At 68.5% G+C, this 11,153-nt stretch carries 13 protein-coding genes; 5 read left to right on the plus strand and 8 right to left on the minus strand.

Features of this window, described 5'->3' with window-relative positions; translation table 11 throughout:
* Positions 1-214: 214 nt before the first annotated feature.
* Together NA4_RS35120 and NA4_RS35125 are read right to left on the minus strand one after the other, a co-directional pair.
* Positions 215-901, minus strand: a complete 687-nt coding sequence (locus NA4_RS35120) for a TrmH family RNA methyltransferase (RefSeq protein ID WP_067479870.1) — start codon at positions 899-901, stop codon at positions 215-217.
* A gap of 55 nt (positions 902-956) precedes the next feature.
* Entirely contained in the window at positions 957-1,295 is a 339-nt protein-coding gene (locus NA4_RS35125) for a DUF4190 domain-containing protein (RefSeq protein WP_067479872.1), read from the minus strand.
* A gap of 89 nt (positions 1,296-1,384) precedes the next feature.
* On the opposite strand from NA4_RS35125, the gene NA4_RS35130 reads away from it, so the two are divergent.
* The 4 genes from NA4_RS35130 to NA4_RS35145 all read left to right on the plus strand — a co-directional run bounded on the left by NA4_RS35130 (position 1,385) and on the right by NA4_RS35145 (position 4,625).
* Positions 1,385-2,755 carry a sensor histidine kinase gene (locus tag NA4_RS35130; RefSeq protein ID WP_067479874.1) on the plus strand — a complete coding sequence of 457 codons (1,371 nt, stop codon included), beginning with the start codon at positions 1,385-1,387 and terminating at the stop codon, positions 2,753-2,755.
* A 56-nt stretch (positions 2,756-2,811) separates the two neighbouring features.
* A complete protein-coding gene (locus tag NA4_RS35135; RefSeq protein ID WP_067479876.1) occupies positions 2,812-3,465 on the plus strand; it encodes a LuxR C-terminal-related transcriptional regulator in 654 nt (217 codons plus the stop codon).
* Positions 3,466-3,538: 73 nt separating this feature from the next.
* Positions 3,539-4,105: a Uma2 family endonuclease gene (locus NA4_RS35140; protein ID WP_067479878.1), complete on the plus strand. Its 567-nt coding sequence runs from the start codon at positions 3,539-3,541 to the stop codon at positions 4,103-4,105.
* A gap of 73 nt (positions 4,106-4,178) precedes the next feature.
* A complete protein-coding gene (locus NA4_RS35145) occupies positions 4,179-4,625 on the plus strand; it encodes a hypothetical protein (protein WP_067479880.1) in 447 nt (148 codons plus the stop codon).
* On the opposite strand, the gene NA4_RS35150 is transcribed toward NA4_RS35145, so the two are convergent.
* From NA4_RS35150 to NA4_RS35175, 6 genes are all read right to left on the minus strand, one after another.
* Positions 4,609-5,316 (minus strand): lysoplasmalogenase family protein, encoded by a 708-nt coding sequence (locus NA4_RS35150; protein WP_067479882.1) that lies wholly within the window; start codon positions 5,314-5,316, stop codon positions 4,609-4,611. The genes NA4_RS35145 and NA4_RS35150 overlap by 17 nt on opposite strands.
* 4 nt (positions 5,317-5,320) lie before the next feature.
* Positions 5,321-6,379 carry a beta-ketoacyl-ACP synthase 3 gene (locus NA4_RS35155; RefSeq protein WP_067479884.1) on the minus strand — a complete coding sequence of 353 codons (1,059 nt, stop codon included), beginning with the start codon at positions 6,377-6,379 and terminating at the stop codon, positions 5,321-5,323.
* A gap of 50 nt (positions 6,380-6,429) precedes the next feature.
* Positions 6,430-6,981, minus strand: coding sequence for an orotate phosphoribosyltransferase (pyrE, locus tag NA4_RS35160; protein ID WP_067479886.1), 552 nt, complete (start codon positions 6,979-6,981; stop codon positions 6,430-6,432).
* A 2-nt stretch (positions 6,982-6,983) separates the two neighbouring features.
* Positions 6,984-7,865 carry an SDR family NAD(P)-dependent oxidoreductase gene (locus NA4_RS35165; protein WP_084497738.1) on the minus strand — a complete coding sequence of 294 codons (882 nt, stop codon included), beginning with the start codon at positions 7,863-7,865 and terminating at the stop codon, positions 6,984-6,986.
* A gap of 55 nt (positions 7,866-7,920) precedes the next feature.
* Entirely contained in the window at positions 7,921-8,919 is a 999-nt protein-coding gene (locus NA4_RS35170; RefSeq protein WP_067479888.1) for a TtfA family protein, read from the minus strand.
* Positions 8,920-8,999: 80 nt separating this feature from the next.
* Entirely contained in the window at positions 9,000-9,788 is a 789-nt protein-coding gene (locus NA4_RS35175) for a DUF5666 domain-containing protein (protein ID WP_067479891.1), read from the minus strand.
* Between the two features lie 161 nt (positions 9,789-9,949).
* Between NA4_RS35175 and NA4_RS35180 the strand changes: the two genes are divergently transcribed.
* Positions 9,950-11,153: AAA family ATPase (locus NA4_RS35180; RefSeq protein WP_169811183.1), on the plus strand; the 1,204-nt coding region annotated here is incomplete at its 3' end.

Consider the following 11,153-nt stretch of genomic DNA (forward strand, 5'->3'; position numbering starts at 1 on the left):
CCCGCCCGTGCAGGGCCGGCCGGCGGGTGCGGTGCCGCGGAAGCCGGTTCGGCGTGCTCCGCGTGCGGCACGTCGAGATCGTCGCTCCGCGAGGTCATGACTCAATGGTGCCAGGATTCAACGCATTTATGCGTCCGATTTGTTACGAAAGCGATGTGAAATCGTGGTGCTTCGGTCCGCGACCGCGAGATCGCCTGTTCAGGCGCTCGCGCGCTCACCACGCATTCGTGAGATCGGCGTGTTGGCGGATCCACGCGTGCATCGCGATTCCCGCGGCCACACCCGCGTTGATGCTGCGGGTGGAACCGAACTGCGCGATCGACACCGTCATCACGGCGGCCTGTTTGGCGTGCTCGGTGACCCCCGGGCCCTCCGCGCCGAACAGCAGCAGGCACTGGCGCGGAAGCGTGACCGTCTCCAGCGGAACCGAACCCGGCACGTTGTCGACGGCGACCACGGTGAGACCCGCGCGTTCGCTGAAGGCCAGCAGCTCGCCGATATCCGCGTGATGCTCGATGTGCTGGTAGCGGTCGGTCACCATGGCGCCGCGCCGGTTCCAGCGCCGCCTGCCCACGATGTGCACGGCCGCGGCCGCGAAGGCGTTCGCCGTGCGGACCACCGTGCCGATGTTCGCGTCGTGCCCGAAGTTCTCGATCGCGACATGGAACGGGTGCCTACGCCGATCGATGTCGGCGACGATCGCCTCCCGGGTCCAGTACCGATAGGCGTCGACCACGTTGCGGCGGTCGCCACCCGTCAGCAGCTCCGGATCCAGACGTGGATCCTCCGGCGGCGGCTCCGCGTGCTCGACAGCCCACGGACCGACGCCGTGCGAGTGCGCACCCCACTCCGTCGGCCCGGGTAGGTCCTGGTCCGCTGCGTCCGGCACTGGATCACTCACGCCAACGATGCTAATTCCGGCTACCACGCCGACGACGGGTGGCCGGGTCTGCAGCTCAGTAGCTGGACGAGCTTCCCGCGAAGGCGCCGACCAAGCCGAGCACCACAAAAAGCACGATGAACAACAGGCTGAGGACCAGCAGCACCGTCGCGATGATGCCGCAGATGTAGCCCGCGTTGACATTGCCTCGGCCGCCGATGGCGCCACCGGACGCGTCGATCTCGTTGAGTGCGCGCTTGCCCATCACCCAGGCGAAGGGGCCCATGATCTGGCATAGCACCAGGCTCAGGATGCCCAGGATCAGGATGGTCGTGGCTTGCGGGTGGTCGGACGGCGGTCCGTAGGAACCGTAGGCTGGGTAGCCGTACGGCGGCTGCTGCGGCGGATAGCTCATCCGCAGGATGGTAGCGGTGTGGCTGGCTACACCACCATTCGGCGGCCAGCTCCATCGAAGGTTCGCGCCCCGGCGACAACCATGGAGTCATGACCGAGACACACACCGAATCGACCCTCGTGCTCGAGCCGCCACCGGGCGAGCCCGAACCGGCTGAGCACGTGCTGCGCACCGTGCTGCTCGCGCCGTTGCGCGCCCGGTTCTGGAAGGAACTCGTCTACGTCCTCACGGTTTTCGTGCTCGGCTGCGTGGCCGTCGCGTACTTGTTCTTCGGCTTCGGCGGCGGGCTGTACGTCGCGATCACCATCATCGGCCTGCCGGTGCTCGCGCTGGTGCTGCTCGGCGGACGGGTCTGGGGACGGATCTACCGCGCGCTGGCCAAAGACCTGCTCGGCGTCACCGTCACGCCGCCGCCACCGTTCGCACCCGCACCCGGCGTGATCGGATTCATCAAGGGCTCGTTCTCCGATCGGGTGAGCTGGCGGGCGGTGCTGTTCCTGCTCGCGCAAGCGGTGCTCGGCGTAGGGGTCGGGTATCTGGTGCTCGTCACGGTGGCGATGACCATGTTCACCGCGATCTCACCGATCCCGTGGGCGTTGGTCCATCCGACCAACGTCGACGAGAACGGTGTCGAGCACCAATCCATGGTCCAGTTCGGCGATTTCTACGTCGACAGCTGGCCGAAGGTACTCGGGTTCGCACTGCTGGGCATCCTGGGTTGCCTGGTGCTGCCGTGGTTGTTGCGCGCCGTCTGCTGGGTGCACGGACTGCTCACCATCGCCCTGCTCAGCGCGACGGCGCGCGACCGCAGGGTGACGGAGTTGCAGGAGAGCAGGCGGACCGCGGTGGAGGATTCCGCGGCCACGCTGCGCAGGCTGGAACGCGATCTGCACGACGGGACGCAGGCCAGACTGGTCACCATCGCGATGGCGCTGGGACGGGCCGAGGACCGGCTCGCGGCGGGCGGCGATCCCAGCGAACTCATCGCCGACGCGCACGCCAGTTCCAAGGAGGCGATCACCGAGCTGCGCGAGCTGGTCCGCGGAATTCACCCGCCCGCACTGGAATTGGGCCTCGAACCGGCCCTGGAGACGCTGACCGCGCGCTGCTCGGTGCCGGTGGAGCTACGGGTGCACCTGCCCGAGCGCCCGAGCCCGGCCATCGAGGCGATCGCGTACTTCTCGGTGGCCGAGCTGCTGACCAACGTGGTGCGGCACGCGCATGCCACCGGCGCGTGGGTCTCGGTGCTCCCGAGCGACGCGCGGACCATCGCGGTGACGGTGCGCGACAACGGGATCGGCGGCGTGGTGCCGCCAACGGACGGCGCGATCGGCGTGGGCAGCGGGCTGTCCGGTCTCGCGGCGCGAGCCCGCACCGTGGACGGAACGCTGACGGTGCAGAGCCCGGCGGGCGGACCGACCGTGGTGACCATCCTGTTGCCGCTGGCGGGGTCGCGATGAACGAGCACACAGCGCACGTCGCACCGGACGGAGCCGAGCGCGGGCGAGGCGCAGAAATGAGCGACGGACTGCGCGTCGTGATCGCCGAGGACAGTGCCATTCTGCGTGACGGGCTCGCGGGGCTGCTCACCGAACGCGGTCACGAAGTGGTCGCCATGGTCAGCGACGCGAGCACACTGGCCGACGTGGTGGGCAGACACAATCCCGACGTCGCCGTGGTGGATGTGCGAATGCCGCCGAGCTACACCGATGAAGGGCTGCTCGCGGCCATCGAACTGCGCCGCAAGTACCCGATGACCGGCGTGCTGGTGTTCTCTCAATGGGTCGAAACCCGCTACGCCACAGAGCTTCTCGCGGGTGGCGCCAGCGGCGTCGGCTATCTGCTCAAGGACCGGGTCGCCGACGTCAGGGAATTCGTGGACGCGCTGCGCCGCGTCGCAACGGGCGGCACCGCACTCGACCCGGAGGTGGTGAGCCAATTGATGGGCGCCTCGCGTCAGCAGGATTCGCTGGGGCGCCTGACCCCGCGCGAACGCGAGGTGCTCGAGCTGATGGCCCAGGGTCTGTCCAACAACGCCATCGCCACCGCCCTGAGCGTCAGCGAACGGGCGGTGGAGAAGCACATCGGCAATATCTTCACCAAACTCGACTTGCCGCCGTCTGATACGCATCACCGCAGGGTGTTGGCGGTTTTGCGACTCAAAGGCTGACGCGGCTCTGTTTTGTCGGCTTGCTGTGCAAGACTGGCCACTACGCGGTAGCCGTGCGGGGAGGGAGGAAGCGATGACCGTCGAAATGCACTGGCCTGATCATCTGCTGACCCTGGAGGACTGGATCGCGCTGCCGGAAGACAGCAGTCGGAGCTACGAGCTCGTCGAGGGGGTTCTGGTCGTGTCACCGAAGCCGGTCTTGCGCCATCAATTCGCGGTGTGGCGTCTGGCGGCTCAACTCCACCCCCAGTTACCGAGGCAGCTGGCCGCAGTAGTTGATGCAGAGCTGGTCATCGACCCGACGCAACCCCCTACCGTGCGTGCGCCGGACGTCCTGGTTATCCGCCGCAAAGCGCTCCACGACGATCTCGCACGCGTCCAACCGGAGGATGTGGTACTTGCTGTCGAGATCCTGTCAGCCGGTTCTCGTCGCACCGACCGTGTCGCCAAGTTCTTCGAGTACGCCGAGTCCGGTATCGAGTACTACTGGCTGATTGATCTCGACGAACCGATCAGCCTGACCGCCTACCACTTGATCGGAAGTGACTACGAGCAGGTTGCCGAGCGGTCCGGCTCGGTGACACTGGAACTTGCCGGAACTCCGGTCACGATCGACATTGCTGCGCTGAACAGCGATTGAGGTGCCGATAGCGCCGCCGAGCCGCGTGTCACACGCCTATCCTGGAAGTCTGGCACTCGGGGTGGAGGCTGGCATGGATCACGAGCGGATACTGCATACGGTGCTCGGGGTAACGGCCGGGTATCTGGTGCTGCTGGCGTTGTGGTTGGGGTGGGTGGTGCATCGGACGCCGCCGGGGACCGTGCCTTATCAGATCGTCGCGTTGGTCGGATTGTTCGGATCGTGCGCGGGGATCGGGATGATCCTGGCGGCGCGACCGTCGAAGGCCGATCGGAAGCTGTGGCGGCACGGCCTGGAAGGGTGGGCGACCGTCGAAGGCGTGCATCCGCTGCAACGCACCGACCACTCCACCGAGCTCACCGAACTGGATCTCGAATTGACCGTGCCCGGGTCGGAAAGCTACCGAGGGACGATCGTTTTCGACGTCACCCCGGCCGACAAACCCCGGCTCGCGGTGGGTGAGGTCCTCTCGATCCGCGTCGACCCAGCGAACCGGGACCGCATCATTCTGGTGCTCTGACCACGGTCGGCACATGCGCCTTCGGATCGGCGAGCAGATATTGCGCGGCGGCGTAGGTCGCCAGGATGACGCCTTCGGTCACCCGGCGAGCCCCCTCGCCGCGCGCGAATAACCGCCGCAGCACGATGAGCCCGTCGGAGACGGTGAACAGCAGCGCGCCGAGACCGAGGCGGCTGCGCGGATCGGCACCGGGAACATTCACGCCCGCAATGTTTTTCGCTGCGGGCGCCAGCGCGGGATCGGAAGCCAACGCGGCCGCGGTGCCCAAGGTGAGGCCGTAAGCCGCCAGCGGCGCGGCCACCGTCGGCGCCTTCGCCCGCAGTAACCCGATCGCACCCAGCCAGGCCGCGACGCGAGGTACGACCGCCCCGGCGGTGGGCCTGCCACCCTTCCGCCACCACAGCGCCGAATACCCGGCCTGCATCACCGCGAAGGACGACGCCCCCGCGATCAGCCTGCGGTCGTCGTCCGGGTCGATGAGCAAGATGTCGCCGACCGTCGCCGCGCCGAGCGACCCGATCAACACGGTGCGGTCGGTGCGCGGCAACTCGGCGCCCTGGGTCGCCACATCGGCCGCGAGCAGCGGCATCAGCAGCGGCTTCGCGATCCACTGCGCCTTCTCCCGCCCGGTGACGGCACCGTAGACGGTGACCGCGGCCGCGACGAGGAACCCGGCTCGAAACCGGCGCATCAGCTCAGAAGCTCGGCTCGGCCGGGGCGGGCGGCAGGGTGACCACCTGGCCCGCGTAGCTCAGGCCCGCGCCGAACCCGAGCAGTAGCGCGGTCTGGCCGCCTTTGGCCTTGCCGGTTACCAGCATCTCTTCGATCGCGAGCGGGATGGAGGCGGCCGAAGTGTTGCCGGTGTTCTCGATGTCGCCCGCCATCGGGACATCGTCGGCCAGGCCGAGGTTCTTCTTCATCAGCTCGTTGATGCGGGCATTCGCCTGATGCGGGACGAAGACCTCGATGTCCTCCTTGGCCACGCCGGACACCTCCAGCGCGGTGGACAGCGCCCGCGGCAGGGTGACCGCGGCCCAGCGGAACACCCGCGGTCCCTCCATCCGCAGCGACATCCGGCCGACCGGCTCGAGCTCCGGATCGAGGCCCTGCATGGCCTGGGCCCGGTGCATGTACTCCAAGAAGTCGATGTCCTGCATGATCGCCGCGGCGTTCTCGCCGTCGCTGCCCCACACGGTCGGCGAGATGCCGTTCTCCTCGCTCGGGCCGACCACCACCGCGCCCGCGCCGTCACCGAAGATCATCGCGGTGCCGCGGTCGGTGGGATCGAGCCCCACGGTCATCGTCTCCGCACCGATGAGCAGGATGTACTCGGCGGAGCCGGAGCGGATCATGTCCGCGGCCACGCCGAGGCCGTATCCGAAGCCGCCGCAGCCGGAGGTCAGGTCGAAGGCGGGGACGCCGTTCATCCCGATGTCGTAGGCCACCTGCGGCGCGCCGTGCGGAGTGAGCGTCAGCCAGCTGGAGGTGGCCAGGATCAGGGTGCCGATCTTGGAGCGGTCGATGCCGCTGTTGACGATCGCGCGTTCACCTGCCGCGGCGGCAATCGACCGGAGCGTCTCGTCACCGCTGATCCAGCGCCGGTTGCGGACGCCGGTGCGCTCGTAGATCCACTCATCGGTGGAATCCAGCACCTCGCACACTTCGGCGTTGCTGACCAGGCGTTTGGGTCGGTAAGCACCGATTCCGAGCATCGCAACGTTCTCGCGACTTCTATTGACTGCAATGCTCACCACTGGCTACTCACACGACCCTTCACCTCTCGAAACTGAGACCATCGACCAGGTTATCCCAGGGCGAGATCCTTCAGGCCGAGGATCGACCGGTACTCCAGTCCTTCCGCGGCGATCACCTGATCGGCGCCGGTTTCCCGGTCGACGACAGTGGCGACGCCGACAACGGTAGCGCCTGCCGCACGTAACGCGCGCACTGCGGTCAGAGGTGAATTTCCGGTGGTGGTGGTGTCCTCGACAACCAGAACCCGCTTACCCGCGACGTCCGGGCCCTCGATCTGGCGCTGCATGCCGTGCGACTTCGCGGCCTTCCGCACCACGAAGGCGTCGATCGGACGACCCGGCGCGTGCATCACGGCCAGCGCCACCGGGTCGGCGCCCATGGTCAGGCCGCCGACCGCGTCGAAATCCCAGTCCGCGACCAGCTCGCGCAGCAACTTGCCGATCAGCGGGCCCGCGCCGTGGTGCAGGGTCGCGCGGCGCAGGTCGACGTAGTAGTCCGCCTCCTTGCCCGAGGACAGCGTGACCCGGCCGTGCACTACCGCGAGCTCGCGCACCAGCGTGGCCAATCTGTCCCTGTCGTTGGTAATCACCTGGTCGATCATGTCTAAGTCCTTCCGCGTGCGTTGAACAGCCCGCGATTCAGTCGGGCCGCCAGGGTTCGCGGGATCATTCCGCCGACGGTAGTGAGCGCTTTGTACTGCATGCCGGGCACGCTGAGCACCCGATCCTTCTCCAGATCACGCAGCGAACCGGCGACTACCTGGTCGACGCTCAGCCACAGCGCTTTCGGCAGCGACGACATCTCGATGCCGGCTCGCTCATGGAATTCGGTGTGCACGAAGCCCGGGCACAGGGCCTGGACCCGCACTCCGGTTCCGGCCAATCCGCCTGCCAACCCTTCCGTGAAGGATACGACGTAGGCCTTGGACGCCGAATACGTCGAACCTCGTCCGGGGACCAAGCCCGCGACACTGGCCACGTTGACCACGCGGCCCTTCGCCGCGGCGATCATCGACGGCAGCGCCGCCCTGGTGAGCTGGACCACCGACGTCACGTTGACGTCCAGCTGCGCCTGCAACTGCTCGGGCGGCACCGTCCAGAATTCCCCGGAGTGCGCGAATCCCGCGTTGTTGACCAGGAATTCGACGCCGTCGGCCAGCCGCGCGGCGACTTGCGCACGGTCGGAGGTCCGCGCCAGATCCGCGACGAGCACCTGCGAGCGAGTGCCGAAGCGGTGCTCGAGGTCGGCCGCGAGGGCCGCGAGACGCTGCTCGTCCCTGGCGACCAGCACCAAGTCGTAGCCGAGCGCGGCCAGCCGACTCGCGTAGCCGTGACCGATGCCCGAGGTCGGTCCGGTGACCAAGGCCACCGGACAGGTGCCGCCGGGCGACTGCCTCGCCTTCGCTCGGCCCGGCGCGGGGCTGATGACGGACTTCGTCCGGCTGCGCCTGTTCTGCAGACGCGGTGGATGCGGGTGGTCGGTCATGACAGCGCGATCGGTCGCAGCCGTGCCGAGCCGACTGCGTTGGGCGCGCAGCCGGTCACTTCGGCACGGGTCCCTGATAGGGCCGGAATCCCGGATGGAACGGGCCGCCGGGCGGGTCGCCCGCACCGGACCGGTTCTCGGCAGCGGGCTGCGCGCCGCGCTCCTCGCGCGCCAGGTCGTCCTCGCCCGCCCAGTCGTCTTCGCGGACGCGGCCGCGCGCGTCCGGCACCACTGCGAGCGATGGGCGCCGCGGAGGTTCCGGCCTGGCCTCGTCCGCCGCGGTCAGCGGCGCTCGTTCGTTCGCGTAGACGTCGTCGTCGAACGGCCGCTCGTCGCTCTCCGACTCCCCGCGCATCCGCGGCGCCACGTCGTCCTCGGCATCCCGCTGACGCTCGCGCACGCGCGGACGACCCGGGTCGTGCCCGCCGCCGTCCAAGCGCGGCTCGCTGACGGGGGGCAACACGTGCAGCAGACCGGACAGGCGCAGCACCGCGTCGATCCCGTTCTCCCAGTCCTTCGGGGATGTGCCGACCGACAGCATGCCCAGCGTCCAGTTGCCCTCGCTCCAGAGCATCTGCACGGTGTCCGACAAGTTCTCGATGAAGGCGACCATGCGCTGATCCACAGCGTGCCTGGCGATTTCGGGGTTGGTCGCGAAGACCACCCGGCCACCGATGGCGCCGAGCAATTCCAGATCGTGGTCCTTGGGCGGCGCGGCGGTCTTCAGCCGCATGTCCACGTCGATGTCCGAGCCGATCTGCCTGCGGACGGCGACCAGGGTCGCGGCATCCTCCAGGTCGAACAGGACGAACTTCTCACCCTTACGGATGCCGGAGACCACGTCGACCGCGGATAGGTAGCCCAGTTTGGCCATCGCGCCACGCCGCCACGTGGACGGCAGCGCGGGCTCGACGGACACATAGGTGTAGCCCTGGGACTTCGCCCAGACCTGTCGCGCGTGACCGGTCCGCTGCCGCTGGAGCCGATCGAAATACAGCAAGACGATCGCGCCCACGAGCGCGATCGCCGCCAGTCCGAACCAGATTGCCGTCATCGCCGCCTAGCCTAATAGGGACAGCCGGTCATTGGCCTCGCGCCGGGCCGAGCGGGGCGGAGGCAGCCGCAACGGGTCGCTCATCGCCCGCCGCCGGACAGCGAGGTGCCGATGATGACCTTGGCCTGAATCGATCCGTCCGCCGCCTTGTCACCTTGGATCAGCACCAGCTCACCGGTGGGCAGATCGGACACCTTGGTGCCCGCCAACGAGATCACCTGGGTGCCGGCGTCGGTGCGGACGGTGACGGTGTTGCCGAGCACCGTGCTCACGGTCAGCGTGCCCCCGTCGTTGGCGGTGATGGTGCCCATGGTGGTGCCGAGGCCATCGACATCGCCGAGGCCGGGCAGGCTCGGCAGGCCGCTGGGCGGAGTCGGCTCCGCGGTCCTCGTTCCCGGCACCGGCCTGGTCGTGACCGGCGCCGACACAACCGCCGCCGTGTCGCTCGAACCGGAATCGCCCGCGCCCAGCAGCATGCCGGCCACCACGCCGACAGCGCCGATCAACAGCACGACGCCGAGACCTAGCGCGATCCACAGACCGGTATTGCGCCGTGGTGGCCGCGGCTGTTCCGGCGCAGCGCCGGCACCGGGCGGCGGCGTGCCCGCCCACCGGTTGTCGCCACCGCCCTGGTAGGCGGCCCACTGAGCGTCGTAGGACGGAAACTCTCGCGTGGCATTCGGTCCTGGCTGAGCCCACGCACCGTATTGCTCGGTGGGAGGATATTCCGACGGCGCGCCGACGCCGTAGGCCTCGGTGTACTCCGCGGTGTGCGCCGGCTCCGCGTACCCGGACTTCCCCGGCGGGCCCAGGTGCTCGGTCGGCGCATCCTCCGGCCGCTGTCCCCACGGATCGTTCGGGTTGGTCATGCATCCCAGCGTAGGCTGTGTTGGTTTTACCGCCCGCCAGGATTCCGCGTTCGACCGCGCGTTGTTGCGCCAGCGGGCGTTACGTGCCGTGCGTTGCAACGTTGATGCAACCCCCACCCCCGACCTTGTCCGCCCGCCGACCGCTCACCAAGTTTGCCGTCATGCTGCATGGTCGTGTCGATGAGCAGGCACGGATTCGTGCACTGCTGAACAGCGCATCCGAAGGGCGGGGCGAGGCCCTGTTCATCACCGCCGAGTCCGGGGCGGGAAAGTCGGCTCTGCTCGACTTCGCGGCGAGCTCGGTCGACGCGAGTTGGCGGGTCTTGCGGTGCATCGGAATCGAGAGCGAGGCGGAACTGCCGTTCGCTGCGCTGCAACTGCTGCTGTCCGCGGCGCTGGACCACGTCGAGGCGCTGGCGGAACGGGAACGCGAGGCATTGTTCGCCGCGCTCGGCGGCTCGCGCACGCAATCGGCCGACAATCGCTTCCTGGTCGGCATCGCCACGGTGACGCTGCTGACGGAACTGTCGCGGTCCGGACCGGTGCTGTGCCTGATCGATGACGCGCAGTGGCTGGACAGACCGTCCGCGGACGCGTTGCTGTTCGCGGCACGCAGGCTGACCGAGCGGGGCATCGTGGCCTTGGTCGCGGGACGGCCCGAGTTCTTCGCACCAGGCCTACCGGACATGCATCTGGCACCGCTCGATCCCACGGCGGCACGGGAGCTACTGGCAGAACGCATACCTGATCTGCGGCCCGAGGTACGCGATCGGGTGCTGGCCACCGCGGCGGGCAATCCATTGGCGCTGCTCGAACTGCCCCGGATGGACATCGATGCGCTGTCGCCGGAACCGCTGCCGCTACCGGACCGATTACAGCAGGCCTACCAATCCCAGATCGCCGGCCTACCGGACTCGGCACGGCTTGCGCTGCTGGTCGCCGCCGCCGAGGACAGCGGCGACCTGTCCCTGGTGGTACGGGTTCTGGCCGAGCTCGGATCGACGGCCGAGGCACTGGCTGTGGCCGAGCAGTCCGGCATGCTCACCGTCGCGGGACAGTCGATCACCTTCCACCATCCCCTCAAACGAGCGGCCGCCTACCGAACCGCGCCGTTCACCAAGCGTCTTACCGTGCACGCGGCGATCGCCACTTTGACCGATCAACCGGATCTGCGAGCCTGGCATCTCGCCGCGGCGGCCACCGGGCCGGACGAAACGGCAGCCGCAGCGTTGGAAGCCGCGGCTCGGCGCGCCCACTGCCGAACCGGTACAGCCACGGCCGCCACCGCCCTGGAACGGGCCGCGCGCCTGAGCCCGGATCCGGCGGACCGAGCCCGCCGTCTGCTCCTCGCCGTCGAAGCGGCCG

It is taken from the genome of Nocardia amamiensis NBRC 102102 (assembly GCF_001612745.1).
In the GTDB taxonomy this organism is placed as follows: domain Bacteria; phylum Actinomycetota; class Actinomycetes; order Mycobacteriales; family Mycobacteriaceae; genus Nocardia; species Nocardia amamiensis.

Excerpts from the sequence above, each read along its gene's own strand:
- NA4_RS35135 (WP_067479876.1), top strand. The coding sequence starts at position 2,812 with ATGAGCGACGGACTGCGCGTCGTGATCGCCGAGGACAGTGCCATTCTG.
- NA4_RS35150 (WP_067479882.1), bottom strand. The coding sequence starts at position 5,316 with ATGCGCCGGTTTCGAGCCGGGTTCCTCGTCGCGGCCGCGGTCACCGTC.
- NA4_RS35130 (WP_067479874.1), top strand. The coding sequence starts at position 1,385 with ATGACCGAGACACACACCGAATCGACCCTCGTGCTCGAGCCGCCACCG.
- NA4_RS35125 (WP_067479872.1), bottom strand. The coding sequence starts at position 1,295 with ATGAGCTATCCGCCGCAGCAGCCGCCGTACGGCTACCCAGCCTACGGT.
- pyrE (WP_067479886.1), bottom strand. The coding sequence starts at position 6,981 with ATGATCGACCAGGTGATTACCAACGACAGGGACAGATTGGCCACGCTG.
- NA4_RS35140 (WP_067479878.1), top strand. The coding sequence starts at position 3,539 with ATGACCGTCGAAATGCACTGGCCTGATCATCTGCTGACCCTGGAGGAC.
- NA4_RS35170 (WP_067479888.1), bottom strand. The coding sequence starts at position 8,919 with ATGACGGCAATCTGGTTCGGACTGGCGGCGATCGCGCTCGTGGGCGCG.
- NA4_RS35175 (WP_067479891.1), bottom strand. The coding sequence starts at position 9,788 with ATGACCAACCCGAACGATCCGTGGGGACAGCGGCCGGAGGATGCGCCG.
- NA4_RS35145 (WP_067479880.1), top strand. The coding sequence starts at position 4,179 with ATGGATCACGAGCGGATACTGCATACGGTGCTCGGGGTAACGGCCGGG.
- NA4_RS35165 (WP_084497738.1), bottom strand. The coding sequence starts at position 7,865 with ATGACCGACCACCCGCATCCACCGCGTCTGCAGAACAGGCGCAGCCGG.